The sequence below is a fragment of the Halomonas sp. KM072 genome (assembly GCF_050710315.1).
GTDB classification, from domain to species: domain Bacteria; phylum Pseudomonadota; class Gammaproteobacteria; order Pseudomonadales; family Halomonadaceae; genus Vreelandella; species Vreelandella hamiltonii.
In genome coordinates, this window is the sequence record NZ_CP136132.1 from 3244980 (window position 1) to 3269971 (window position 24992).

Here is a 24992-nt window from a genome sequence, read left to right on the forward strand (position 1 = left end):
AAATATGAAAGAGTTATTCAAATGAGCCAACTGGATAAAGTAGACGCCCAAATAGTCGATAGCCTTCAAGCCGATGGTCGGCTATCCAACGCCAAACTGGCCGAGCGGCTGGGGATGAGCGAAGCCACCTGTTGGCGACGCCATAAACGTCTGGAGGAGTTGGGCGTGATCGAAGGCTACCAAGCCACGCTGAACCGGCAAAAGCTTGGCGGTAATGTGCTGGCATTTGTACAGATCACCTGCACCCAGCACAGCGAAGCGGCCACCGCGGAGTTCGAGCGCATTATCCAGGCCAGCTCCCGGGTACTCAGTTGCCATAACACCACCGGCGAAGCGGACTTCCTGCTACAGGTTATCGCCCGCGACCTCGATGATTACAGCCACTTCGTAGAGAAGGTGCTACGCCAACTGCCTGGGGTATCGAGCATCCGTTCCAATATTTCCCTGCGAGAAATGAAGGCGACAAGCCACTTGCCGGTTAGAGAGTTGCTGGGGCTGTAAGGGAGCGGGTTGGGAAAGGGTGTTAACAAACTGCTCCGCATCCTGTTACAGATACTTTGCTCAACTGTTTCACTCAATATTCTGAATCTGCTCCCGCATCTGCTCGATCAACACCTTCAGCTCAACCGCGCAGCGGGTCGTCTCAGCCACTACCGATTTTGACGAGAGCGTGTTGGCTTCGCGGTTAAGCTCCTGCATCAGGAAGTCCAGGCGGCGGCCTTTGGGGCCTTTTTGGGCGAGCTGGTGGCGTACTTCGTCGATGTGCGCGGTGAGGCGATCTAGCTCTTCGTCCACGTCGGCTTTTTGGGCCACCAGTACCAGTTCGGCTTCCAGGCGCTGGGGGTCGAGTTCGGTCTTGGCGACTTCCAATCGTTCCAGCAGTTGAGCGCGCTGGCGTTCCAGAATCTGCGGCAGCAGGCTGCGCACGGTGGCCACTTGCTCGCTGACGGCGTCCAGGCGGGTGGTGATCATCTCGGCCAGCTTTTCGCCTTCGCGGGCGCGGGCGTCGATCAGCTCATCCAAGGCTTGGTCAAACAGCGCGTTGGCGGCGGCTTTGATGGCGTCCTGGTCCAGGTGCTGGGTTTCCATCACGCCGGGCTGGTTGAGCAGCGCCAGAGTGGTAGGCGGTACGGCGCTGGGCACCTGCTGCTGAATGGCCGCCAGGGCGTCGGCAATCTCTTGCAGGCGCGCGATGTTCACCGCCGGTGCCTGGGCGGTGTCGGCGCTCTCGAAACGCACGCTGCACTCCACCTTGCCACGCGCCAGGCGGGTACGCAGCGCTTCGCGCAGCAGCGGCTCCAGGTCACGCAGGCTTTCGTGCAAACGAAAATGCGGCTCCAGGTAGCGCTGGTTCACCGAACGTATCTCGACCTGCAGGGTGCCAAACGGAGCGGCCTGCTCGGTGCGGGCGAAGGCGGTCATGCTGTGAACGTGGCGGGGGCTGGCCATGGGGGCTCCTGTGGGTCGCGTTTTGTTCAGTCTACCTGATCTTGTCGGGGCGGGGTGGCTTGAATGGGCCTGGCCTGAATAGCCCCGTGCCGAGTGGCGTTGACGTGTACAATGGTGGGCCTTTTCAACGTAATGATGATGTGAGGTGCTATGCGTCCTGATGTAGTTCGCCCCAGCGGTCGCGAGGCCAACCAGCTCCGTGAGATTCGTTTGACCCGCGACTTCACGCGCCATGCCGAAGGCTCTGTGCTGGTGGAATTTGGCGAGACCAAGGTGCTGTGCAACGCCAGCGTGGAAGCAGGCGTACCGCGCTGGCTGCGTGGCAAGAATCAGGGCTGGATTACGGCGGAGTACGGCATGCTGCCCCGCGCCACGCACTCCCGCAGCAACCGCGAAGCCACCAAAGGCAAGCAGGGTGGTCGCACGCTGGAGATTCAGCGGCTGATTGGCCGTAGCCTGCGCGCGGCGGTGAATTTGAAGAAGCTGGGAGAGTTCACCATTACCGTGGATTGCGATGTCATCCAGGCCGATGGCGGCACGCGCACGGCGGCCATTACCGGTGGCTGCGTGGCGCTGGTGGACGCCATTCGCTACCTGCAGCGGGAAAAGAAGATCAAGGGCGACCCCTTCAAGCAGTTGGTCAGCGCCATTTCCGTGGGCATTTACAAGGGCGTGCCGGTGCTGGACCTGGACTACCCGGAAGACAGCAAGGCCGATACCGACCTGAACGTGGTGATGACCGAAAACGCCGAGCTGATCGAGGTGCAGGGCACCGCTGAAGCGGGCGCGTTCAACCGCCAGGAACTGAACGCCATGCTGGACCTGGCCGAAAAAGCCGGTGAAGAGCTGCGCGAGAAGCAGCGTGAAGCGCTGGGCATTCGCGGCTAGGCGGGCCTGAAACGCAACAGGCCAGCGGTAAGCTGGCCTGTTGCCGGTGCGACGCGGGAAGTAGCTAACGCTTAGAGCGCTAAATCATACTCAACGATCAGCGGTGCGAACTCGGAGAAGGTCGCATCGTAATCAATCCACGCGTCTACCACATGGCGCCGGAAGTTGGGGCCGACCAGCTGGTAGTCGATCCGCCAGCCTTCCTGCCGGTCCCGGGGTACTTCCTGGTCCAGCTTGGGCCACCAAGTGTATTCGCCAGCATCGCGATTGATCTCGCGGAAGGTGTCGATGAAACCGGTTGGGCCCAGTACCTGGTCCATCCAGGCACGCTCTTCCGGGCGGAAGCCGGAGGTGAGCTGATTGTCCGACCAGTTGGCCAGGTCGACGGTCTTGTGGGCAATGTGCCAGGTACCGCAGATGATGTATTCGCGGCGCTTGCGCGACATCTTCGTCAGGTACTCCTGGTACTGCTCCATGAACGCCTGCTTGGCTTTCTGGTCACTTCCGTCGGGCATCAGGAAAGTGGCAATGCTGAAACGGTCGTAGTCCGCCTGCAGAAAGCGCCCTTCGTGATCGCACTGAGGAAACCCCAGGCCGTACATGATGGCCTTGGGGATTTTGCGGCAATAGAGCGCCACACCGGCGAAACCATCCTCCTCGGCATCCAGGAAGTAGCCTTCGTAGCCTTCCGGATAGAGAATATGGTCACCCAGTTCAAAACTTTTTGCCTTGATGTTCTGCACGCAGACCACGTCGGCATCCTGCTGAGCCAGCCAGTCCAGGAAGCCACGGTCGACGGCATCACGAATACCATTGACATTGATGCTGGCAATTTTCATAAATCGTCCCTTTTGCGTCGCTGCTGTATGATACCCGACGTTTAGACGTTTGGGTAAATAGACAAACCAATTCTTGCTATTTAGCCCCGTTTTATTGTTGCGTTTGACTTACATTCCTATCGACCACACCTACCGACAAGAGAACACCGCCGTGGCCACCACTCTACAACCCTACCAACGCGATTTCATTGCCTTCGCTATTGAGCAGGGCGTGCTCAAGTTTGGCGAGTTCACACTGAAGTCGGGGCGAGTAAGCCCTTACTTTTTCAACGCGGGCCTGTTCCAGACGGGTCGAGCGCTGGCCAAGCAGGGGCGTTTCTATGCCCAGGCGATTGTCGATAGCGGCCTGCAGGCCGATGTGCTGTTCGGCCCGGCCTACAAGGGCATTCCCCTGGCGGCGGTCACCGCGGCGGCCCTGGCCGACCACCACGACCGTGACATGCCTTACGCCTTCAATCGCAAGGAAGCCAAGACCCACGGTGAAGGCGGTAACATCGTGGGGGCTGAGCTGGCGGGCGATATCTTGATCATCGATGACGTGATCACGGCGGGCACGGCCATCCGCGAAGTCATGACCCTGATCGAGCAGAGCGGCGCTCGGGCGGGCGGCGTGATCATTGCACTGGACCGCCAGGAGCGTGGCCAGGGCGAGCAGAGCGCCATCCAGGAAGTGCAGTCCCAGTATGGCATGCCGGTGGTCAGCATCGTGTCGCTTGAGCAAGTGCTCACCTACCTGGAAGAGCAGTCAGGTAGCGACCTCAGCAGCCATGCCGAGGCCGTGCGTGCGTACCGCGACCGCTACGGTATCGCCGGTTAGGTTGCGTCGCCCATGGGCAGTGCGCCAGCGTAGTCTTGTTGGCGCCACGCTTCGTAACTGACCACCGCCACGGCGTTGGAGAGGTTCAGGCTGCGGTTGTTGGGCTGCATGGGAATGCGCAGTTTTTGCTCTGCGGGCAGCATGGCGTGCACCTCGGGGGAGAGCCCGGCGGTTTCCGAGCCGAACAGCAGCACATCCCCCGGTGCGAAGTTGGCATCACTGTGGGCGCGGGTGCCTTTGGTGGTAATCGCCCAGAGAGTACGCCCCTGCATGGCCGTGTAGAACGCCGCGAAATCAGCGTGACGGGTGACGTTGGCCAGGTCACGGTAATCGAGCCCCGCACGCCGCAGCTTTTTCTCTTCGAGATCGAAGCCCAGCGGTTCGATGAGATGCAGGCGGCAGCCGTTGTTCGCCACCAGGCGCATAATATTGCCCGTATTGGGAGCCATGCGTGGCTCGAAGAGCGCTACTTCAAACATCACTACCTGCCATGATTGGTCTATGGTGCCGTTGTCAGCGCGGCTGATTGTAATGGAAATCACTCGGAAACACTTGTAGAGGTCACCCTTCGCCATGATGCCCCAACCGCCAAAGACGATTCTTGAACGTATCAAAGGGCTCAATCCACGCCAGCAGGAAGCGGTGCGCTACATCGACGGCCCCTGCCTGGTACTGGCGGGCGCGGGGTCGGGCAAGACCAGCGTGATCACCACCAAGATTGCCTACCTGGTGCAAGAGTGCGGCATGAGCGCCCGCCGGATCGCCGCGGTAACCTTTACCAACAAGGCCGCCCGAGAGATGAAAGAGCGGGTGGGCCAGATGCTGAAGGGCAAGGAGGGCCACGGGCTGACGGTTTCGACCTTCCACAACCTGGGGCTCAACATCATTCGCGGCGAGCTGAAGACCCTGGGCTACAAGCCGGGGTTTTCGCTGTTCGACCCGGAAGACGCCAAGGCGCTGCTGCGGGACTTGATGAACAAGGACGCTCAGGTGGATGCCGAGCAGATCAACGCTGTTCAGGCCAAGATTTCCCAGTGGAAGAATGACCTGGTGCTGCCCGGGGATGCGCTTTCGTTCGCTGCCGATGACGACGAGCATTTCGCGGCACGGGTGTACGAAGCCTACGTTCGCCACCTGAAAGCCTACAACGCGGTGGATTTCGACGACCTGATTCTGCTGCCCGTGGTGCTCTTGCAGCGTGACCCGGAAGCACTGGCCCGCTGGCGGCGCAAAATCCACTACATGCTGGTGGATGAGTACCAGGACACCAACGTTTCCCAGTACCTGCTGGTGAAGCTGCTGATGGCCGAACGCGCCACCTTTACCGTGGTCGGCGACGACGACCAGTCGATTTACGCCTGGCGGGGCGCACGGCCGGAAAACCTGGTCACTCTGGGGGAAGATTTCCCGCGCTTGAAAGTCATCAAGCTGGAGCAGAACTACCGCTCTACCGGCACGATACTGCGCGCCGCCAACACGCTGATTGCCAACAACCCCCACGTCTACGACAAAACCCTGTGGTCGGAGATGGGCGACGGCGCGCCGATTCGCGTGGTGGTGAACCGCCATGAGGAGGCCGAAGCCGAGCGAGTGGCCAGCGAGATGCTCACTCGGCGCATCAAGGAAAAAGCCGAGTGGCGCGATTTTGCGGTGCTTTACCGAGGCAACTTTCAGGCGCGGCTGCTGGAGCTGAAGCTGCAGCACTACCAGATTCCGTACAAGCTCTCCGGCGGCACGTCGTTTTTCTCGCGTAACGAGATCAAGGACGCCATGGCGTACCTGCGGCTTTTGATCAACCCCGCCGATGACAACGCCTTTTTGCGCATCGTCAACGTGCCCCGGCGTGAAATTGGCCCCGGTACGCTGGAAAAGCTCGCCAACTACGCCACCGAGCGCTCCATTTCGCTGTTTTCCGCCTGCCACGAGCTGGGCCTGGAACAAACGCTGCCCACCCGCGCCGTGGAGCGGCTGTCGCGCTTTACGCACTTCATCGATGGCGTGCGCAAACGGATGGACCAGGGCGATGCCATTGCCGCGATACGCGACATGCTGCGGGATATGGATTACGAGGCGTGGCTGTATCAGAACGCCAGCGCCCCGACCATTGCCGAGCGCCGCATGGCCAACGTATGGATCCTGATCGACCAGCTGGAAAAATCGCTGAACCGCGACCCGGAAGACGCAGATGACTCTACCGCAACAGAAACCGACGGCGTAGAAGCGGCCATTTCACGCTTAGTGCTGCGGGATATTTTGGAGCAGCAGGCCGAAGAGGATGACTCGGATCGCGTGCAGCTTCTCACCATGCACGCTTCCAAGGGGCTGGAGTTTCCCCACGTTTACCTGATGGGCTGGGAAGAGGATCTGCTGCCCCACCGTAACGCCATCGAGATGGGCACCGTGGAGGAGGAGCGCCGCCTGGCCTACGTGGGCATTACCCGCGCCCGGCGGACGCTGACGCTGACCCTGGCGCGCCAGCGCAAGGCGTATGGCGAACTGATGGACTGCCAGCCTAGCCGCTTTCTGGACGAGCTGCCCGCCGACGACCTGGAGTGGGAGGGCCGCGCCGACAAGGAAGACCCCGACAAGAAGCAGGCTCGGGGCAAGGATGCCATTGCGGGGTTGCGTTCCTTGCTGGGCTGAGGACGTTTGACAGGAAGGCGGTTTTTCAAGGCAAAAAAATATCCACAGGGGGTAGGAAGAACCCGCCTGTGGATAGTTTGGAGCATCCGCTAATGAAGAATTACTCGGCTTCGGCGACCATGTAGTCGACGATGGCCATGATCTCTTCATCGGAAGCGCTGCTGCCACCGCGCGGCGGCATCACGCCCAGGCCGTTGAACACGCTGGCGTAGAGCTCATCCATTCCTTTGTCGATGAGCGCTGCCCAGGCATCCGCATCGCCCAGCACCGGTGCACCGGCCACACCAGCGGCGTGACAAGCAACACAGCCTGCGCTGGAGTAAAGCGCGGCGCCATCCAGATCGCTACCGCCATTGGCGGCTTCTTCTGTGCTGGCCACGGCTTCGTCTTCGCTGGTGGCTTCTTCAGCCGCGGCGACGTCCTCGCTGGCACCTTCGTCTTCGGCAGCCGCTTCTTCACCGCCGCCCAGCTCAGGCACGTCCATCACCGGCTCCAGCAGGTAGGCCGTGGCGGCTTCCATTTCGGCATCCGACAGGTTGGGGTTGCCGCCGCGGGCAGGCATCGCGCCAATGCCGTTGATCGAGTGCTCGAGCAGCGTGGCAAAGCCCTGCTCGGTACGCTCGGCCCAGGCGCTTTCATCACCACGTACCGGTGCACCGGCAGCGCCCGTCTCGTGACACGCCATGCAGATACGGTTGTAAATGCCCGCGCCGTCGATCTCGTCTCCACCACCGCTAGCCGCCGCCGGTGCCGATGCGGTACCACAGTCCTGGCCTTGGAGGCAGAGCTGGCCTACTGGTGCCAGGCGCTCAGCCATTGCGTCACGTGCGGCGTCGTCCAGAGCATAAGCACCCGATGTGCCTGCCATGACGCCGAGGGCCGCCAGCCCGCTCATGATCAGCTTAGATTTCACTCTCACCACCTCTTTGAGTTTTATATAAAACGTTGTGCTTAAGAATCGTGCTTGAAGATCGAGCTCAGGAACCGTGCTCAGGAACCGGACGCTTGAAGATGTAGCACTGAACCCCTGCGCACCAGCGCCACTACGCACTCTGCCGCCGAAACGCCAAGACATGCCTCTTGGAGTTAGTATACCGAGAACACAAAGGGTAGGAAAATGCTACTAAGCGCGGCAATTCAACTCGGTGGCGGGCAAGACACACCAGCCCAGCAGTTGATGCTCACCCGCAGGCAGCATCCCTGCCTGCCGATAGGCTCGCTGCGCGGGCAGGTTGTCACGGTCTACCGTCAGCGCCAGCTGGCTTGCGCCCGCCTGGGCCACCATGGCCTGCGCTTGCTGCACCAGTGCCTTGCCTTGCCCTTGGCCGCGCCAGCCAGGCACCAGCCCCATCAACTGAACGCTCCAGTGCTCGCGGCCTGGGCTGGCATCCAGCAGCAGCAGGCCCGCATGGCGGCCCTGCTCCCCCTGCAGGTAATACCAGTGTTCGGAAGCGCTCGATGCTTGGTGATAAAAGCCTTCCAGCAGAGCCTGCGCAGGCAATACATCGCGCAAGGCAGGGCAATCCAGCGAGCCCTCCCCCACCTGCTCGACCAGTACCTGCTGCTGAGCGGGCGTCAGCTCATCAAACGGCCGTAGCGGTGGCAGCCCCCGCACGTGAGCAACCGGCCGGCAGTGCCAAACCAGGTGATCGAGGGTGGCCAACCGCTGCATGCCCAGGTTCAGCAATGGTGCTTCCCAGCTCGCCATGGTCTTATCCAGGGCAACGTGACACAGCACAAGCTCTTGGGTCGCCACCCAGCGGTGCAGTTGACTTAGCAGGGGCTCGACAAATTGGTTATTCTGCTTGGGCAACCATAGCTGCGCGATGCGGTTTTCCTGGCACTCTACCCAGGCGGCAGCGCAGACTCGCCCTGCCTGGCAAGCCACCCACAGGCCCGACCAACCCTCGGGCCGTGTGCTGGCCTTGACCAGCGCCTGCTGTAGCGCAGCCTGCTGGGCAGGATGGTGGACGGCAGCCAACTGCAGCAGCGCCTCGCGCCGTTGCTGCGCCGGGCAGACCATGATCGACGTTGCCGGGTGGGTCGAGAACATGCCAGATAGCCTTGTCGCCAGCAGGCGCAACACAACAAGAGGAGTGGCCTGCCAGTATGCGAATTTTATTGGTGGAAGATGACCCTAGCCTGGCATCGGGCATTCGCATGGCGCTAAAGCCCGAGCATTACACGGTCGATCATCTGACCGATGGTGACACGGCCCTGGTCGCACTGCAAAACGAACCGTTCGATGCCGTGATTCTGGACCTGGGCCTGCCCACCATGGACGGCATCGAGCTGCTGCAAACCCTGCGCCGCCAAGGGCATCAGGTGCCCATCCTGGTGCTGACGGCCCGCGACGCCGTCGAGAGCCGCATTGCCGGGCTGGACGCGGGTGCCGACGACTACTTGACCAAACCCTTCGAAGTGGATGAGCTGAAAGCGCGCCTGCGGGCCTTGCTACGCCGCAGCCAAGGCCAGCCCAACGGCCTGCTCTCCTGCCGGGGGATCAGCTTGAACCCTCAAACCCTCACCGTGCACTACCAGCAGCAGACGATTCCCCTGTCGCGTCGCGAGCTGGCGCTGCTGCAGGAGTTCATGAGCCACCCGGGGCGCGTCTTCACCCGTGATACGTTGGCCCGACTGGTATACGGCTGGGAAGAGGACGTGGAAAGCAATGCCATCGAGGTCCATATCCATCACCTGCGGCGCAAGCTGTTTCCGGATGCCATCCGCACCGTGCGAGGCATTGGCTATGTGATGGAAAAAACGGGCAAGGAGAGCTGATGCGCTCCATTCGTCGCCGCACGCTGGGGCTCGTGCTGCTGGTATTCGGCGTGAGCATGTTCATCATCGGTTTCATCAGCTATCGCTTTGCGGCACAGGAAATCGAAGAGTTGCACGACCGCAGCCTGGCGCAAAACGCCCGTTTGCTGGAGGGCCTGCTGCAAGCTCCCTTGCCTGCCCAGGACCGCACGCTGCTGCTGAGAAGCCTGGAGAGCGCCTTGCTGCAGCCCGGCGCCACAGAACCACCGGATCTGAGCGATGGCTATACCCACCAGCTGGCGTTTCAGCTTTGGGAGGGCAACCAGCTGCTGCTGCGTTCCGATAACGCCCCGGCGACCCCGCTGGTGAGCCAGCCGGTCGGGTATTCGACCGCCACCCTGGGGGAGCAGACCTGGCGGGTCTACGTGCTTTCGATGGCAGATGCCAACAAGCGGGTCATCGTCAGCGAACGTCAGGATGTGCGCGCGGCGCTGACCCGAGAAGTGGCGCTGCGCACGCTACTACCCGACCTGATCGGCCTGCCGCTGCTCACCCTGCTGCTGTGGTGGTCGATTGGCTGGGGGCTGGCGCCGCTGTCACGCATGGCGGAACAGATTCGCAGCCGCGACCCTAACAACCTCCAGCCGCTGTCGTTGCAGCGCCTTCCTCAGGAGCTGGATACCATTGCCGGGGCACTCAACCGTTTGCTGGCGCGTTTGCAGCAGATGCGTATTCGCGAAAAGCGCTTCATCGCCGATGCGACCCATGAGCTGCGTACGCCGCTGGCGATTCTCGATCTGCATGCCCAAAACGCGCTGGCTGCCGATAACCGCGCGGATAGTGAAGAGTCGCTGCACCATTTGCGCAGCGGCGTGGCCCGCTCGACGCGGCTGGTGGCCCAACTGTTGACCCTGGCAAGGCTGGACCCCGAAGAGGAGCCGCTGCCCGAGATTCGCCATGCCGACGTGCGGCAAGAGACCCAGGAGACCCTGGCGAAACTCCTGCCGCTGGCCACGGAGCGCCGTCAGCAGTTGCACATGGAGGTCGAGGAGCAGCAGAGCTGGCTTATGGAAGAGGAGCCCGGGGCCATCGAGACCCTGGTACAGAACCTGGTGGGCAACGCCCTTCAGCACTCGCCCCCGGAAGGAGCTGTGACGGTGCACCTGAGCGCGTCCCGTCAACACATCACCCTGATGGTCGATGACCAGGGCAAGGGAATCCCACCCGGCGAGCGCAGCCGGGTCGTGGAGCGCTTTCAGCGTGCAGGGCCTGGAGCGGGCGCTGGCCTGGGCTTGTCGATCGTCGAACGCATCGTGAAACGCCATGGTGGCACCCTGTTACTGGAGGAGGCACCCAGCGGAGGGCTGCGGGTACACGCCACGCTGGCGAGAGATTCACTGACTCAGCGCCATGCAAAAGAATGAGGAAAAATGTAACAGATTCTGGCTGTTAAGATTTCGATAAGAATTCCGTGCAACTGTGAAGGTACAGAGCAGGCAATCAGTCAATGACCTGCTGTTCACCCCACGGAGGTACCCCCGATGAATTCACTGCTGAAATCTCATAAAGCCCTTATCCAATTTGGCGCAACACCGCTGCTGACCACCCCGGCCGCCAAGACGTTGACGCCCGATAGCCCGGCGCTGTCGGTTCTGACCGATTTCACCAAGGTGGTGCCACAATCTGTCGCTGGCGATACGCCCATCGATGAAGCCCACCTGAAGATGCGCCATGGCGGTGTTCGCCTGCTGTTCGTGATGGACAAGCAGAATCACTGCGTCGGCGTGCTGTCGGCCAAGGAAGTGATTGGCTCACGACGCATCAATATTGCCATGCAGCAGCGTAATCTGGAACGTTCCGAAGTGACGGCTGCCATGATCATGACGCCTTGGGAAAAACTCAGCGCCATGCCGCTGGAGCAGCTGACAGCGCTCACCATCGAGGATCTGGTGCGTTCCATGGAAACGTTTGCCGAGCAACACCTGCTGATTACCGAGCAGACGGCCAACCACGAACTCAGCGTACGGGGAATCGTGTCGGCCACGGACATTCAAGCCGTCATGGGCAAGCAGACCAAGGGAAAAGCCGATGCCACGGTAGTACCCATGGCCCGCAGCTTCGCCGACATTTGCCAAGTGGTCACCGGTCACGATTTGTAAGTTTCAACCCGCTTACTGACCAAAACGCCCCTTATCTTCGATAAGGGGCGTTTTGTTTGCCTGCCCAGCGGCCAGCGCTGGGCAAACGGTGGGTTTTCAAAACATGCTGGCGTTGATCATCAGGTGCGCCGCAATACTGGCCACATAACCCAGCAGGATGGCAGGCACCCAGCGCAGATGAACGGCAAAGGTGTATATGCCCCGTGCCTGCCCCATCAGCGCCACCCCAGCGGCAGACCCCATGGAAAGCAGGCTACCGCCCACCCCCGCCGTCAGGGTAATCAGCAGCCAGTTGCCTTCGCTCATGTCCGGTGCCATGGAGAGCACGGCAAACATGACGGGAATGTTATCCACCACGGCGGAAATCAGGCCCAGCACCACGTTGGCCCAGACCGGGTCCCAACCGCCATACAGGGTTTCAGACAGCAGGCTGAGATAGCCCATGAAGCCCAGGCCACCGACACACATGACGACCCCGTAGAAGAACAGCAGCGTGTCCCACTCGGAGCGCGCAATCCGGCTGAAGATATCGAACGGCACCACGCTGCCCAGTTGCTCCAGCTTTTGCCAATCGCCACGGCGAGAGTAGCGCTCGCGCTTGCGCTCCAGCGAGCGTGGCAGGCTGCGACGCAGGTAGTAGCCAAAGAACTGCAGCAGGCCCAGGCCAAACATCATGCCCATGGCAGGAGGGAGATACAGGATCGAATGGCAGAGTACCGAGATGGCCACGGTGACCAGGAACAGGAGAATGATGCGCTTCGCACCGCGCTTCATCCAGACGTTCTCGGTCAAGGCAGCGGGCTGACGGTTGACGAGGAAGAAGTTCATGATCAACGCGGGCACCATGAAGTTGACGATGGCGGGCACCAGCAACGCAAAGAAGCCTTCGAACGGCACTTGCCCGGCTTGCCATACCATCAGCGTGGTAATGTCGCCAAACGGGCTGAAGGCGCCCCCTGCGTTGGAAGCAACCACCACGTTGACACAGCACAGGCTGATGAACTTGTTGTCTCCCTCAGCCACCTTCAAGACGACGGCACACATCAACATGGCCGTGGTCATGTTGTTGGCAATCGAGGAGATGGCAAACGCGAGACAGCCGGTGATCCAGAAAAGGGTTCGGTAGCTGAACCCCTTGCGCACCAGCCAGGCACGCAGCGTATCGAAGACACGCCGCTCTTCCATGGCGTTGATGTAGGTCATCGCCACCAGCAGGAACAGCAGCAGCTCGGCGTACTCCAGCAGCGTCTCCTTGAAGGCTTCTTCCGCTTCATGAGGCATGCCGGCCTGCACGTACACCCAAGCCACCATGGCCCAGATGAGTCCCGCCGCCACCAACACCGGCTTGGACTTGCGCATGTGGATAATTTCTTCACTCATGACCAACGCATAAGCAAGAATGAAAATGATAACGGCGGCAATACCGGCCATCGAGGTGGTCAGGTCTAGCGGGCCAGCAGCAAAAGCAAAGGAGGGCAAGAGGGTCAAGCAGAGGGCGGTCAACAACCGAGCAGCGCGGCGGGAGGCGTGCCGTGCTACAAGGGCGTCTGGTGGTTTCATGGCAGTGTGGTCCTGGCAGGATAAGAGAGTACCGCCACGATAATAAGCACACTAACTATGTGCTGCAACGCAGCGATCGCGCATAAGATGCGGCCATTCGCCGCATCCTGTAAAGCATTTTATCGAACATCGCGAAAAACCTCGTACTTCTAGTGCGAGGATGGATAGCGAGGGGCGCGAGAGCGCCCCTAGTCCGGCCTCGATTGTTGCTCAATATACTGCTTGACCATGCTCAGGGGGGCGCCTCCGACACTTCCCGCAAAGTAGCTTGGACTCCATAGCGCATTTTTCAGGTACGCAGGCTTCACCAGTTCGGGGTGCAGCCGCTTCAATCTCCTGCTTGATACGCCTTTCAAGCTGTTCACCAGTTTGGATAACGCCACTTTTGGCGGGTAGTTAACCAACAGGTGAACGTGATCTGTCTCACCATTGAACTCAACTAGCTCGCTTTCAAAATCCGCGCAGACCCGTCGAAATAGCGTTTCAAGGGAGTCGAGGTGCTCAGTGTTGAAGATTCTGCCCCGATACCTGGTGACAAAGACCAAATGGGCATGGAGTTTAAAAACGCAGTGTCTTCCTGTTCTGATAGCTTGTTTGGTTTCCATAGACCAAGTATATTCGAAGCCATGAAGCAGACCAAGACCCTCAAGGTTCGAGTGAAGGACAAACACGCCGCCGAGCTTAACCGCATGGCCCGCAGCGTGAATTTTGTTTGGAACTACCTCAACGAACTGTCTTCCCGAGCCATTCGGGAGAAAGGTCTGTTTCTGTCTGCCTACGACATGCACCCCTATACCAAGGGTGCTGGCAAGGACCTCGGCCTGCACAGCCAAACGCTGCAATGCATCGCTGCTGAATACGTTGCCCGCCGCAAGCAGTTCAAAAAGCCCCGCTTGAATTGGCGCAAGTCCGGCGGTGTACGCCGCTCACTTGGCTGGATTCCGGTCAATACCGGCGCGGCCAAGTGGAAGAACGGGCAGGTATTTCACAACGGCACCTACTTCAAGGTGTGGGATAGCTACGGCCTGTCGACATACAAGTTCCGTGCCGGCAGTTTCAACGAAGATAGCCGGGGCCGGTGGTATTTCAATGTTGCGGTCGAGGTGGACGTGCAGCCGACGCTTGGGCAGGGCGCCGTTGGCATCGACCTTGGGCTCAAGGATGTGGCCACCTGTAGCGATGGAGGAAGGCTGGAAAACAGCCGCTTCTACCGCCGCATGGAAGACCAGTTGGCGACAGCCCAACGTGCCCGCAACAAGCGGCGGGTAAAAGCTATTCACGCCAAGATCAAGAACCGTCGCCAGGACGCGCAGCACAAGTTTTCCCGGAAACTCGTCAACCAGTACGGCGAAATCGTCGTGGGCGATGTTTCCTCAACCAGGCTCGCGAAGACCAGGATGGCCAAAAGCGTCTACGACGCTGGCTGGTCACAACTGAAAACGATGCTGGAATATAAATGCGCTCACGCAGGCATCGTCTTCAAGGTCGTTCGCGAAACCAACACCACCCGCGCCTGTTCGTCGTGCGGCTCGCTTAGCGGGCCGCAGGGCGTCAACGGGTTGCGAGTAAGGGTCTGGGAGTGCGTGGAGTGTGGTGTACTCCACGACCGGGACGTGAATGCGGCCCGGAATATCCTCAGCCTCGGGGCAGGACGTTGCCCTCAAGAAGTTGGAATCCCCGTCCTTTAGGGCGGGGAGGACGTCAAGCGTTCAACTGCTATGGGATGCCAAGTCCGTGTGATTAGCCATCTGTTTGATCAATAATTCAGGTTCCTTGCTCTGTTACTCGCCACCGATCGTGCAGAGAGTCAGGTCGTTATCCATGTCGGGTTTCTCCACGAGGCTCAATACCCTGCTCCCGCAACCACTGAATACCTTTTTCTGTGGTTTGATATGCCTGATCCGGATGATTCACCACTTCAGCGAAGAGGTAAGCCAGCATCTTTTCATGCTCACGCATAACGTTCAGATGAGTACTCTTGAGCGACTTGACTGAGCGCCCGCCTAGCAGGCTGGCCAGTTGTTCTGCTTTATAGGGACGTAGTGCACACAACCATAGGATCACCGGCCAAAGTTTATCCTTACGTGTTTTGGGTGTGAGCTCCTCTATCCGAAGAGCCAAAGCGTCAGGCAGGTCACCCGCATTCACACTGAGGTCACCCTTATTTGCACCGAGGTCACCCGTATTTACTCCCAAGTCACCCGTATTTACTGCCTCTTGGCTGTGGAATAAAGGTAATTCACCCAAGTCAAATGACCAATCGGCAAGCTGATAGTAGGTTGCGGGGCCTGCTCCACCTTTTACCAGCACACCATACTGATGGTGCAAACGTCCCAATACCTGACTGGCCGATAAAGTATCCAGCCCGGTCACTGCACGCAGACCAGCGTTATCAACTGCACCGGTTTCCTTCGCCAAAATCAAGGCTCTGGCTTCATCGTTGGTTAACTGCAAATCCTTGAACTGACGTAACCATGCTAGCTGATCTTCACCCAATAGCTGGTGCAGCAAATAGGTTGCCTGAAACTCGTTGGCAATCACATGGCTTGAAAAAACCGGAGCCGTTAAGCCGACCTGATGTAACAGAGAGCGCATGGTACGAATACCAGAGCCTTTGGTTTCAGCAAAGTTCAGGTCGTACAGCACTGCAGCCAATACCGGGTTGCGTAATTTCGATCCCATTTCGCCAAGCATGGTCTCTGGCTTCAACGAGTAGCCTGCATTACGTATATCAATACGATTGCTATAGCGCACCACCAGAATCGGCTGCTGTACTTGATAATCTCGATGCATCAGGGCATTCACGACCGCTTCTCGTACCACTTTTTGTGGTAAAAGCGGCTGATCGCTACGCTGGGTACTACCTTCATCCAGACGAAAATGCTTTGGTAAATCGTCCAGAATGGTAGCTTCGAGCTTTGGGATCAGACGTAACAGCGGCTCACGCATATCCAATGTGGTTCGAAAACGCTGCTCAGGGTCTTCAACCCACTGGGTGCCACTGATACGCACATAATCTACACGCACCGAAGGCAACAAACGCCGCAACGCCAGTGGCTTACCCATCAGCAACAGTCCAGCGACATTTGGTAGCCACTCACCGTTGTGTTTTTTGACAAGATTCAGTGCACGCAACATCTCCTGATCACTGACCTGCAACTCCTCGGCATAAGGGCGTACTCGTGCCCGTAGCTGGCGATACAGGTCAATGATATCCGGGTCTAGATCATCCCATTCCGCACCCGGCAACACGACCTGCTCAAAACCCAAGCCACTCTTCGCCAGCAGCAACGGCTCTATCTCGGCTTGAGTACACTCGTAGTCGCCATTCAGTCCACGACGCCATACACCTGTTTTGCGTTTATTTTTCTTATCGAATTTACCTTTGAAAGTACAAGGCTTCGCGGCCGGCTCAAGCTCCGGCACAAACACCTGAATCACCGTCTTGCCGTGCAGCTGTAAGGTTTCTGCCGACACCGGTATGCTCTGCTCAAACTGTTCTCGGCAGTTGGTTTGCAGCTCTCCCAATACCTGATCTGTCTTGTGGATACCCGATACATAAAACTGCTCATGCTCATTATCCGGCTCCGAAACACCCAGCAGCAAATAACCGCCACCTAGCCCGGGCTCGTTGGCGAAAGCACAGACCGTCTGCATCACGGAGCCACCAATATCGGTACCCCTTTTAGCTTCGATACGCGGGCATTCATCCAGCAATTGCAGTTGTTCCAGCAACTCTTCGGCAGTAAATTCGTGCATCTGCGATTAGCCTCTCGGTTGCTGAATGTTTGCACAGCGCTTGACCGTTAGTAGCTGCTTTTTCTCCCACTGATGGAAGAGTCGCCTTTCGTTACCAACTTTATTCTGATACCTCACAGTGAGGTACCGATCATTCCACCGTCACGCTTTTCGCCAGGTTACGTGGCTGGTCCACATCGGTGCCTTTCAATACGGCCACGTGGTAGCTCAGCAGCTGTAGCGGCAGGGTATATAGCAGCGGCGCCAGTGCCTCGTGCACCTCCGGTAATTCCAGCACGCGGATGTCGTCCTGAGCGCTGATGCCTACCTTGCGATCGGCAAATACGAACAGCTGACCACCGCGAGCGCGCACTTCTTGAAGATTGGACTTCAGCTTTTCCAGCAAGTCATCGTTCGGGGCCACCGAAATCACCGGCATTTCACTATCCACCAGCGCCAGCGGGCCGTGCTTCAGCTCGCCCGCAGGATAGGCTTCCGCGTGGATGTAGGAGATCTCCTTGAGCTTCAGGGCGCCTTCCAGAGCAATCGGATAGTGGGCACCACGGCCCAAGAACAGCGCATGATGCTTTTCGGCAAACGCCTGGGAAAGCGCTTCGATCTGCGCATCGAGGCCTAGCACCTGCTGGCAGAGCGATGGCAGGGCCTGAAGACCCGCCAGAATCTCCGGCTGCTCCGGCTGGCCTTTCGCTTTACTGACGGAGAGCGTCAGTAGCAGCAGTGCGATCAATTGCGTCGTAAACGCTTTGGTGGAGGCCACGCCGATTTCAGGGCCTGCACGAGTCATCAGCGACATATCCGACTCGCGCACCAGCGAACTGCCGGGCACGTTGCAGATTGCCAGCGTGCCGACATAGCCCAGGGTTTTGGCAAACCTCAGCGCTGCCAGCGTATCGGCGGTTTCCCCAGACTGAGAGAGGGTGACGAATAGCGTGCCTTCCGGCACCACCGGGTGGCGGTAGCGATATTCCGACGCCACTTCGACCTGTACCGGCACCCCAGCATAGCGCTCCAACCAGTAGCGGGCCACCAAGCCCGCATGATAGCTGGTGCCACAGGCAATGATGTGCACTTGGCGGGCTTTCTGGAACAGCGCCTGGGCGTCTGGCCCGAAGCTTTCGACCAGAACGCTGCTGGCGCTGATGCGCCCTTCCAGCGCTGCCTCGATGACCTTGGGCTGCTCGAAGATTTCCTTGAGCATGTAGTGGCGATACTCTCCCTTGCTGGCAGCGCCATCGCCATGCTCGAAGGTATGTACCGGGCGCTGGACATCGTGCCCCTGACGGTCGACGATGCGGATGACACCGTGTTCGCGCAGCTCGACCAGATCGCCCTCTTCCAGGTAGATGAAGCGGTCGGTGACCTGCAACAGCGCCAGCGGGTCGGAGGCCAGGAAGGCCTCATCGATCCCCACACCCACCACCAGCGGGCTGCCCTGGCGCGCACCCACCACCACGTTGGGCTCGTGCGTGCTCATCACGCCCAGCGCGTAGGCGCCCCCCAGCCCGCTGACGATTTCCTGGGTCGCCTCGAACAGTGTCTTGCCGGTCGCCAGTTTGTCGGCCAGCAAGTGAGCAATCACTTCGGTATCGGTGTCGGAAGTGAAGGTGTAGCCACTGCCCTGCAGCGTTTCTTTGATCTGCTCGTAGTTCTCGATGATGCCGTTATGTACCACGGCGACATTGTCACTGCTGTGGTGGGGATGGGCATTGGCCTCGGAGGGCTTGCCATGGGTGGCCCAGCGAGTATGGGCGATACCGCAATGCCCCGGCAGTGCCTCGCTGGCCAGGCGCTCTTCCAGGGCCGCCACCTTGCCCAGGGCCCGGTGGCGGATCAATGATCCGCTGCTGAGTACCGTCATGCCTGCCGAGTCATAACCGCGATACTCCAGACGCTTGAGTCCTTCCAACAATATTCCCTGCACATTGCGCTGTGCCACGGCTGCGACGATACCGCACATACTCCACTCTCCTGGAGGCGCCAAGCGCCTGTGTCACCGATAGTTAGTTTGCTTTTTTGGTGGGGCGCGGCCAGTCGGCCTTTTCCAACTGGCGGCTGCGAGTGACCGCCAAGGCATGTTCTGCCACGTCCTTGGCGATGGTGGAGCCCGCGCCCACGGTGGCTCCCTGACCAATCGAAACAGGCGCGACCAGCGCGCTGTTGGAGCCAATGAACGCATGGTCGCCAATCTGCGTGCGATGCTTGTTGGCGCCATCGTAGTTGCAGGTGATGGTACCTGCCCCAACGTTCACTTCACGCCCCAGGGTGGCATCGCCCACATAGCTCAGGTGGTTGATCTTGCTGCCTTCGCCGACCTCGGCGTTCTTGGTCTCCACGAAGTTGCCCACTTTCGCCTTGACCGCCAGACGCGTGCCGGGGCGAAGACGAGCGTAGGGCCCAATCTGATTATGGCCAGCGGCCACCGTGGAGTCGATGACGCTGTGGCTATCGATGACACTTTCAGCACCGAGTGTGCTGTTCTTGATCACGCAATAAGGGCCAACGCGCACGCCTTCGCCCAATTCCACGTCCCCTTCGAAGACGCAACCCACATCGATGAACACGTCGTGTCCACAGGTGAGCTTGCCGCGCACATCGATTCTCGCCGGGTCTGCCAGGGCAACGCCCTGGGCCATCAACGCTTCCGCCGTCTGCTGCTGGTAAGCACGCTCCAGACGGGCCATCTGCGCACGGTTGTTGACCCCTTCCACCTCGGTAGCATCGTGGGGCTGCGCCGTGGCCACCTTGATACCTTCGCTGGCAGCCATGGCAATGACGTCGGTCAGATAGTACTCACCCTGGGCATTCTCTGCCGAGAGCTGGGGCAACCAGCGCTTCAACTGGGCACTGGTCATGGCCATGATGCCGGTGTTGCACTCGTTAATCGCCAGCTGCTCGTCGTTGGCATCCTTTTGCTCGACAATCGCCACGGCCTGCCCGTCACTATCGCGCACGATGCGCCCGTAGCCGCCAGGGTCGTCCAGCGTGACCGTCAACAGGCCCATATGCTGCTCATCCACCTGAGTCAGCAGGTTGGCCAACGTGTCACGGCGAATTAGCGGCACATCGCCGTAAAGCACCAGCACGACGCCGTTGCCCAGACGAGCCTGGACCTGAGCCACGGCATGGCCCGTCCCCTTTTGCTCTTCCTGCAGAGCAAACAGAACGTCATGCTCTGCCAGCGCTTCTCGCAGTTGGTCAGCGCCGTGACCGATCACCACGTGGGTCCGTGTCGGATTCAGCGCCTGAGCGGTTTCAAGCACGTGCTGCACCATGGGTTTGCCTGCCAGGGTATGCAGCACTTTCGGCAAGGGAGAGCGCATCCGCGTCCCTTTGCCAGCGGCCAGAATGACGATGTCGAGATCATGCATGTTCAGTACCTACCGTTATTGGGCCACCGCCGGTGTCCAGGCATCGATGCCCAGCTCTTCCAGCAGCGCATCACCAAAATAGTTCGTAAACGCAGGGCTGGCGATGCTGCGCCAGCGGTCGCCGTCGCGCACCAGCAGCAGTACGCTCAGGTCGTGTTCAAGGGCCAGTGCCATTCCCTCTTCCGTGCCGACGACCAGCAGTGCCGTGGCCCAGGCATCCGCCCATGCATTGGAAGGGTGGAAGACCGATACCGATACCAGGTCATGGGTAATCGGTTTGCCGTCACGAGGATTGATGGTATGCGAGTAGCGCTGCCCGTCGACTTCGAAGTAATTGCGGTAGTCACCGGAGGTCGCCACCGACAAGTTGCTGAGCGGCACGATATGCTGAGCCGTCTGCTCACCGTCTTCCGGCACTTCGATACCTACACGCCAAGCCAGTTCCTCGTCGGGCTCCCGGTAACCACGGGCGATCATATCTCCCCCCAGGTTCACCAGATAGTGCTCGATCCCCTGCTGGTCCAGATACGCACCCACTCGATCGACGGCATGACCTTTCGCCACGCCAGAAAGATCGACAAAGATATCCCGCGTGCGTCGCGCCTGCATCTGCTGGGTATCCACTTCCAAGGCGTCATACCCGACGGTCGAAAGACGTTCGGCAAGGGCTTCATCGCTGGGCACTTCTTCTGGCCTCGCCTCTGGCCCGAAACTCCACAGATTCACCAGGCCGCCCAACGTCACGTCGAAGGCACCATCGCTATCTGTCGCAATGGCTTGGCTGACGGCCAATACCTCGATCAGCTCATTGGACAATGGCTGCCATTCGTCCAGCGGCGCATGATTGAACGTTACCAGCTCGGCGTCATCCCGATAGGTCGACATGGAGCGGTCCACGCTCTCGAGCTCGGCCAGAAAGCCCTCCTCCAACGCCTGTGCCTGGCCTTGGGTCAGCGGATCCATCACCGTCACCTGGTAGAAAGAGCCAAATACCCCTCCTTCAAACCGGGTGGGCGGCTCCAGGGGGCGATCACTCTCGGAACAGCCTGCCATCAGGGGCAACAGGGTCAGTAAGCCAATGCCAGCCAAAAAAGGGCGATAGCCGATGTTCATCGCATTTTCCTTGAAATGTGCGCGGGGTCAGAAGTGGAAGAACCACAGCAGCCAGAGACCAAATACCACGCGGTAAACCACGAACGGCTGCATGCCCAGTTTCTTGATGACGACCAGAAAATAGTGAATACACAAGTAAGCGCTAATACCAGAGAGAAGCGTACCGACGATCATGGCTGGCCAATCGATGGCCTGTGGGTCGCGGAGCAAGCCAACGGCCTCCAACCCTCCAGCCAGCACAATCACGGGAATCGACAGCAGAAACGAGAAGCGTGCCGCGCCCTCTCGGCTCATGCCTACCAGCAGGGCTGCCGTGATGGTGATACCGGAACGGGACGTGCCTGGAATCAGCGCCAACACCTGGGCACCACCGATGATGAGCACGTCTTTGAGCGACATCTGATACTCACTACGTGTCCCACGCTTGCGCCAATCGGCAAAGCCTAGCAGCAGGCCGAAAACGATAAGGCTCGCCCCGATGATCAGGGTTGAACGCATATAGCCTGAAATCACATCGTGGAGCAGAAACCCCACCAGACAGACGGGTATCGTCGCAATGACGACCCAAATGCCCAAGCGAGCATCTTCATCCACCCCGCGCCCTACCAACGCCTTCGAGGTGCTGGTGATCATCTGAATGATTTCATGACGAAAGTAGATGACGACCGCGCTCAGGCTTCCCAAATGCAGTGCCACGTCAAAGGCTAACCCTTGATCTTCCCAAGAGGTCAGTTCAGGCACCAGAATCAGGTGTGCAGAGCTTGAAATAGGCAAGAATTCCGTTAGTCCTTGCACTAACGCCAGAATAATGACTTGAAGCCAATCCATGGTGCATCCTGTAAACAGTGAGTCAAAGGGCGATGGCTGGGAGTACCAGAGCGCCAAGGATACACATCCCCGCTTTCATTGTCCGCTCTGGCCAAGGACTCCTGGCAAGAAGGTATAGAGCTTGCGCCGTGGTGCGCTACAATAAGCGCCTATCGAAAGAGCGAGTCTTCAAGGTATCCCATGACTCAGACCCCAGAAACATCAGTGGTACCCAGCAACGCCATAGACAGCCAGGAAGCCAAGCGTGTCACGTACATTGGTGCCTGGCTGGATGGGCTGCTGAGTGTCGTCAAGGTAGCGGTGGGATTTCTGGTCGGCTCGGCAGCCTTGATTGCCGATGGCATTCACTCCCTGTCTGACCTTGTCACCGATGGTTTTGTCCTGGCCGCCATTCATTATGGCCGTCAGGAACCGGATAACGACCACCATTACGGCCATGGCCGTATCGAAACGCTGACCACGCTACTGCTGGGCAGCGTGCTGATCTTCGTGGCCGGCGGTATTGCCTGGTCGAGCATCGACCGTCTGTTGAGCGGTACCGAAGTAGGCGCGCCCGGCGCTTTTGCCATCACGGTGACGGTGTTGGCCCTGATCAGCAAGGAGTGGATCTTCCGCTACACCATGCGGGTCGCCAAACGGGTCAAGTCCAAGCTGCTGGAAGCCAATGCCTGGCACTCCCGCAGCGATGCGCTCTCCACGGCCGTGGTGCTGGTAGCGCTGGTGGGTGCCCAGTATGGGCTGGGGTGGCTGGACGCCGTGGCCGCGATCATCGTGGGGCTGCTGGTAGGTAAGGTCGGCATCGACCTGCTGTGGGAGTCCGCCAGAGAGCTGGTGGATACCGCCTTGCCTGAAGAGGTGCAGCAGCAGATGCACGACGTCGCCTGCAGCGTGCCGGGGGTGGATAGTGTCCACGACCTGCGCACTCGCCAGTCTGCTGGGTGGGTGATGGTGGACCTACACGTGGTGGTAGGCCCGCGTATCACCGTTTCCGAAGCCCATGAAATTGGCAACGAGGTGAGCCGCCGCCTGCGCCACGAGTTTCCGCTGCTGACCGATGTCATTTTTCACGTGGACCCGGAAGACGATGCTGGTGAAGGCGACCCGAGCCGCCTGCCCGGCCTGCCCTTGCGCCCAGAAGTGGAAGCCGCCCTCGACGAGCGCTGGTACATGCACCCGGTATGGCGCACGTTGAACGATCTGCAGCTTCACTACCTGGACGACAAGGTATCGGTCACGCTGATCATCGGTGACGCAGTCCACCAGCCGCCCCAGTGCCTGGCCAGCCAGCTCAAGGCGCTGGCCAGCGACATCGAATGGCTGGGCCACGTAGAAGTGATGTTCATCACTCGGGCGGCCAGCAGCGCCATGCGCTAGACGTTGGTCAGAATGGCGGTGGCGATGGTGAAGTAGATCACTACCCCCGAGGCATCGATCAAGGTCGTTACCAGCGGTGCCGAGGCCGTGGCAGGGTCCACCTTGAAGCGCTCCAGCACGAACGGCAGACACATGCCCATCATGCTACCGAACAGCACGATGGTGACCATGCTCAACGCGACCACCATGGCGACGTCCTCACCGCCACGCATGACCCCGATGGGCGCGACGGCCAACGCCATGGTCAGCCCCAGTGCACCGGCCACCAGCAGCTCCCTGCCCAGCATCTTGCTCCAGTCCTTGACCCCTACGTCCCCGGTGGCCATACCCCGCACCATCAACGTGGCCGCCTGGGCGCCCGCATTACCGCCACTGCCAATCAACAGCGGCAGGAAGAATACCAGAGCGACCTGGGCGGCAATGGTATCTTCGAAGTACGCAATACCAGCCCCCGAAAACAGGTTGGCAAACACCAGCAGTACCAGCCAGGTCACCCGCTTGCGGTAAAGACTGGCCAAGGGCACCCGACTGACACCGTCTTCCAGTTGGCCAATCGACATCCCCTTGTGGATATCTTCGGTGGCCTCGGATTCAGCCACGTCCATGGCATCATCGTGGGTCACGATCCCCACCATGCGCCCATCCTGATCGAGTACCGGCAGCGCCAGCAGGTCATAGCGCGCCACGATACGCGCCACTTCTTCCTGCTCTTCGTCTACGTGGGTGCTGATGACATCCTTGATCATGATGTCATCGACGATGGCACCCGGACGGGCGACCATCAGCTGCCGTAGAGACATGGTTCCCACCAGCTCACCTTCCTTGTCGAGGATGTAGAGCTGGTAGACCGTTTCCGCATCCGGCGCTGTCTGTCGTACCCGCATCATCGCCTGTGACACCGTCATGCCACTGGCTATCGCTACATAGTCAGAGGTCATGATGGCGCCGGCCGTGCCTTCTTCATAGCTGGCAAGACGCTTGAGATCTTCCCGCTCCTGATGCGCCATGCGGCGCAACAACGCTTCGCGGCGATCTTCATCGAGCAGGTTGAACAGATCCGCCCGCTCATCCGAGCCCATCTCCTCTAGCAGCTTGAGCACTTGGGTATCGCTCAGCTCACCGACGACTTCGAGCTGACTCTCGCCTGGCAGATAGCCCAACACATTGGCGGCTCGCTCGGTGGAGAGTATGTCCAGCACCGTCAGGGCCGCACGTAGCTCCTCATCCTCTTCGATCAGCTCTTCCAGCACTTCGCCAATGTCGGCCGAGCGAATTTCGGCGAGACGTTCCGCCAACTGCGCCTTGCGGGGCTCTTCCTTGACCAGCTCCTCGAGCAGCTCGGTTTTCAATTCCTGTAAGGCTTCTTCGTTCAGCGCCATCGCTCTCTCCTGATGCCATTCAAATCCGGGACGACTGACCACCATACTAACAGACA

General features: G+C 59.6%; 22 protein-coding genes. 9 read left to right on the forward strand and 13 right to left on the reverse strand.

The features are described from left to right. Nucleotides 1-21: 21 nt before the first annotated feature. Nucleotides 22-501 carry an Lrp/AsnC family transcriptional regulator gene (locus tag RVM26_RS15385; RefSeq protein WP_498939547.1) on the forward strand — a complete coding sequence of 160 codons (480 nt, stop codon included), beginning with the start codon at nucleotides 22-24 and terminating at the stop codon, nucleotides 499-501. Nucleotides 502-570: 69 nt separating this feature from the next. Here RVM26_RS15385 and RVM26_RS15390 read toward each other — a convergent pair whose 3' ends face one another. Further along, nucleotides 571-1449: a YicC family protein gene (locus RVM26_RS15390; RefSeq protein WP_498939549.1), complete on the reverse strand. Its 879-nt coding sequence runs from the start codon at nucleotides 1447-1449 to the stop codon at nucleotides 571-573. A 150-nt stretch (nucleotides 1450-1599) separates the two neighbouring features. On the opposite strand from RVM26_RS15390, the gene rph reads away from it, so the two are divergent. After that, nucleotides 1600-2337 (forward strand): ribonuclease PH, encoded by a 738-nt coding sequence (rph, locus tag RVM26_RS15395; RefSeq protein WP_498939551.1) that lies wholly within the window; start codon nucleotides 1600-1602, stop codon nucleotides 2335-2337. Nucleotides 2338-2408: 71 nt separating this feature from the next. Here rph and RVM26_RS15400 read toward each other — a convergent pair whose 3' ends face one another. After that, nucleotides 2409-3176, reverse strand: a complete 768-nt coding sequence (locus RVM26_RS15400; RefSeq protein WP_016915559.1) for an exodeoxyribonuclease III — start codon at nucleotides 3174-3176, stop codon at nucleotides 2409-2411. Between the two features lie 151 nt (nucleotides 3177-3327). On the opposite strand from RVM26_RS15400, the gene pyrE reads away from it, so the two are divergent. Next, complete coding sequence (gene pyrE / locus RVM26_RS15405; protein ID WP_498941780.1) at nucleotides 3328-3993, forward strand: orotate phosphoribosyltransferase; 666 nt, start codon at nucleotides 3328-3330, stop codon at nucleotides 3991-3993. On the opposite strand, the gene RVM26_RS15410 is transcribed toward pyrE, so the two are convergent. Next, complete coding sequence (locus RVM26_RS15410) at nucleotides 3990-4472, reverse strand: tRNA (cytidine(34)-2'-O)-methyltransferase (RefSeq protein ID WP_287804643.1); 483 nt, start codon at nucleotides 4470-4472, stop codon at nucleotides 3990-3992. The two genes, pyrE and RVM26_RS15410, sit on opposite strands and share 4 nt — an antisense overlap. A 94-nt stretch (nucleotides 4473-4566) precedes the next feature. Between RVM26_RS15410 and rep the strand changes: the two genes are divergently transcribed. Beyond that, nucleotides 4567-6636 (forward strand): DNA helicase Rep, encoded by a 2070-nt coding sequence (gene rep, locus RVM26_RS15415; protein ID WP_287804641.1) that lies wholly within the window; start codon nucleotides 4567-4569, stop codon nucleotides 6634-6636. Between the two features lie 100 nt (nucleotides 6637-6736). Here the strand turns inward: rep and RVM26_RS15420 are convergent, their stop codons facing one another. After that, nucleotides 6737-7549: a c-type cytochrome gene (locus RVM26_RS15420; protein WP_498939554.1), complete on the reverse strand. Its 813-nt coding sequence runs from the start codon at nucleotides 7547-7549 to the stop codon at nucleotides 6737-6739. Nucleotides 7550-7759: 210 nt separating this feature from the next. Next, a complete protein-coding gene (locus tag RVM26_RS15425; RefSeq protein WP_498939556.1) occupies nucleotides 7760-8689 on the reverse strand; it encodes a GNAT family N-acetyltransferase in 930 nt (309 codons plus the stop codon). 56 nt (nucleotides 8690-8745) lie between these two features. On the opposite strand from RVM26_RS15425, the gene RVM26_RS15430 reads away from it, so the two are divergent. The 3 genes from RVM26_RS15430 to RVM26_RS15440 all read left to right on the forward strand — a co-directional run bounded on the left by RVM26_RS15430 (nucleotide 8746) and on the right by RVM26_RS15440 (nucleotide 11555). Beyond that, complete coding sequence (locus RVM26_RS15430) at nucleotides 8746-9417, forward strand: response regulator transcription factor (protein WP_016915565.1); 672 nt, start codon at nucleotides 8746-8748, stop codon at nucleotides 9415-9417. Beyond that, nucleotides 9417-10820 (forward strand): sensor histidine kinase family protein, encoded by a 1404-nt coding sequence (locus RVM26_RS15435; RefSeq protein ID WP_498939558.1) that lies wholly within the window; start codon nucleotides 9417-9419, stop codon nucleotides 10818-10820. The genes RVM26_RS15430 and RVM26_RS15435 overlap by 1 nt, the downstream gene beginning before the upstream one ends. A gap of 117 nt (nucleotides 10821-10937) precedes the next feature. Then, the gene (locus RVM26_RS15440) at nucleotides 10938-11555 is read left to right on the forward strand and encodes a CBS domain-containing protein (protein ID WP_287804634.1); all 618 of its coding nucleotides are present in this window, start codon (nucleotides 10938-10940) and stop codon (nucleotides 11553-11555) included. A gap of 96 nt (nucleotides 11556-11651) precedes the next feature. Here RVM26_RS15440 and nhaD read toward each other — a convergent pair whose 3' ends face one another. Next, complete coding sequence (gene nhaD / locus RVM26_RS15445) at nucleotides 11652-13115, reverse strand: sodium:proton antiporter NhaD (protein ID WP_498939560.1); 1464 nt, start codon at nucleotides 13113-13115, stop codon at nucleotides 11652-11654. Nucleotides 13116-13303: 188 nt separating this feature from the next. Next, nucleotides 13304-13720 (reverse strand): IS200/IS605 family transposase, encoded by a 417-nt coding sequence (gene tnpA, locus RVM26_RS15450; RefSeq protein ID WP_498939562.1) that lies wholly within the window; start codon nucleotides 13718-13720, stop codon nucleotides 13304-13306. Between the two features lie 21 nt (nucleotides 13721-13741). Between tnpA and RVM26_RS15455 the strand changes: the two genes are divergently transcribed. Further along, nucleotides 13742-14803 carry an RNA-guided endonuclease InsQ/TnpB family protein gene (locus RVM26_RS15455; RefSeq protein WP_016914375.1) on the forward strand — a complete coding sequence of 354 codons (1062 nt, stop codon included), beginning with the start codon at nucleotides 13742-13744 and terminating at the stop codon, nucleotides 14801-14803. Between the two features lie 127 nt (nucleotides 14804-14930). On the opposite strand, the gene RVM26_RS15460 is transcribed toward RVM26_RS15455, so the two are convergent. The 5 genes from RVM26_RS15460 to RVM26_RS15480 all read right to left on the reverse strand — a co-directional run bounded on the left by RVM26_RS15460 (nucleotide 14931) and on the right by RVM26_RS15480 (nucleotide 22183). Then, nucleotides 14931-16874, reverse strand: a complete 1944-nt coding sequence (locus RVM26_RS15460; protein ID WP_193462075.1) for an RNA/DNA-binding domain-containing protein — start codon at nucleotides 16872-16874, stop codon at nucleotides 14931-14933. Between the two features lie 130 nt (nucleotides 16875-17004). Next, entirely contained in the window at nucleotides 17005-18831 is a 1827-nt protein-coding gene (gene glmS / locus RVM26_RS15465) for a glutamine--fructose-6-phosphate aminotransferase (protein WP_498939564.1), read from the reverse strand. Between the two features lie 43 nt (nucleotides 18832-18874). Beyond that, entirely contained in the window at nucleotides 18875-20242 is a 1368-nt protein-coding gene (gene glmU, locus RVM26_RS15470; RefSeq protein WP_498939566.1) for a bifunctional UDP-N-acetylglucosamine diphosphorylase/glucosamine-1-phosphate N-acetyltransferase GlmU, read from the reverse strand. Nucleotides 20243-20257: 15 nt separating this feature from the next. Then, on the reverse strand, nucleotides 20258-21355 hold the full coding sequence (locus tag RVM26_RS15475) for an FAD:protein FMN transferase (protein ID WP_498939568.1): 1098 nt from the start codon (nucleotides 21353-21355) through the stop codon (nucleotides 20258-20260). A 27-nt stretch (nucleotides 21356-21382) separates the two neighbouring features. Next, the gene (locus RVM26_RS15480; protein ID WP_039179009.1) at nucleotides 21383-22183 is read right to left on the reverse strand and encodes an undecaprenyl-diphosphate phosphatase; all 801 of its coding nucleotides are present in this window, start codon (nucleotides 22181-22183) and stop codon (nucleotides 21383-21385) included. Nucleotides 22184-22363: 180 nt separating this feature from the next. On the opposite strand from RVM26_RS15480, the gene RVM26_RS15485 reads away from it, so the two are divergent. Continuing rightward, on the forward strand, nucleotides 22364-23557 hold the full coding sequence (locus tag RVM26_RS15485; RefSeq protein ID WP_498939570.1) for a cation diffusion facilitator family transporter: 1194 nt from the start codon (nucleotides 22364-22366) through the stop codon (nucleotides 23555-23557). Here RVM26_RS15485 and mgtE read toward each other — a convergent pair. Next, entirely contained in the window at nucleotides 23554-24936 is a 1383-nt protein-coding gene (gene mgtE / locus RVM26_RS15490) for a magnesium transporter (protein WP_498939572.1), read from the reverse strand. The genes RVM26_RS15485 and mgtE overlap by 4 nt on opposite strands. Nucleotides 24937-24992: the final 56 nt, after the last annotated feature.

Bases quoted from the DNA above. Each gene is read 5' to 3' on its own strand.
- rep (WP_287804641.1), top strand. From the start codon at position 4,567: ATGATGCCCCAACCGCCAAAGACGATTCTTGAACGTATCAAAGGGCTC.
- mgtE (WP_498939572.1), bottom strand. From the start codon at position 24,936: ATGGCGCTGAACGAAGAAGCCTTACAGGAATTGAAAACCGAGCTGCTC.
- rph (WP_498939551.1), top strand. From the start codon at position 1,600: ATGCGTCCTGATGTAGTTCGCCCCAGCGGTCGCGAGGCCAACCAGCTC.
- RVM26_RS15430 (WP_016915565.1), top strand. From the start codon at position 8,746: ATGCGAATTTTATTGGTGGAAGATGACCCTAGCCTGGCATCGGGCATT.
- RVM26_RS15480 (WP_039179009.1), bottom strand. From the start codon at position 22,183: ATGGATTGGCTTCAAGTCATTATTCTGGCGTTAGTGCAAGGACTAACG.
- glmS (WP_498939564.1), bottom strand. From the start codon at position 18,831: ATGTGCGGTATCGTCGCAGCCGTGGCACAGCGCAATGTGCAGGGAATA.
- RVM26_RS15385 (WP_498939547.1), top strand. From the start codon at position 22: ATGAGCCAACTGGATAAAGTAGACGCCCAAATAGTCGATAGCCTTCAA.
- nhaD (WP_498939560.1), bottom strand. From the start codon at position 13,115: ATGAAACCACCAGACGCCCTTGTAGCACGGCACGCCTCCCGCCGCGCT.
- RVM26_RS15475 (WP_498939568.1), bottom strand. From the start codon at position 21,355: ATGAACATCGGCTATCGCCCTTTTTTGGCTGGCATTGGCTTACTGACC.
- RVM26_RS15485 (WP_498939570.1), top strand. From the start codon at position 22,364: ATGACTCAGACCCCAGAAACATCAGTGGTACCCAGCAACGCCATAGAC.
- glmU (WP_498939566.1), bottom strand. From the start codon at position 20,242: ATGCATGATCTCGACATCGTCATTCTGGCCGCTGGCAAAGGGACGCGG.
- RVM26_RS15390 (WP_498939549.1), bottom strand. From the start codon at position 1,449: ATGGCCAGCCCCCGCCACGTTCACAGCATGACCGCCTTCGCCCGCACC.
- RVM26_RS15425 (WP_498939556.1), bottom strand. From the start codon at position 8,689: ATGTTCTCGACCCACCCGGCAACGTCGATCATGGTCTGCCCGGCGCAG.
- RVM26_RS15460 (WP_193462075.1), bottom strand. From the start codon at position 16,874: ATGCACGAATTTACTGCCGAAGAGTTGCTGGAACAACTGCAATTGCTG.
- RVM26_RS15410 (WP_287804643.1), bottom strand. From the start codon at position 4,472: ATGTTTGAAGTAGCGCTCTTCGAGCCACGCATGGCTCCCAATACGGGC.
- RVM26_RS15455 (WP_016914375.1), top strand. From the start codon at position 13,742: ATGAAGCAGACCAAGACCCTCAAGGTTCGAGTGAAGGACAAACACGCC.
- RVM26_RS15400 (WP_016915559.1), bottom strand. From the start codon at position 3,176: ATGAAAATTGCCAGCATCAATGTCAATGGTATTCGTGATGCCGTCGAC.
- tnpA (WP_498939562.1), bottom strand. From the start codon at position 13,720: ATGGAAACCAAACAAGCTATCAGAACAGGAAGACACTGCGTTTTTAAA.
- RVM26_RS15440 (WP_287804634.1), top strand. From the start codon at position 10,938: ATGAATTCACTGCTGAAATCTCATAAAGCCCTTATCCAATTTGGCGCA.
- RVM26_RS15435 (WP_498939558.1), top strand. From the start codon at position 9,417: ATGCGCTCCATTCGTCGCCGCACGCTGGGGCTCGTGCTGCTGGTATTC.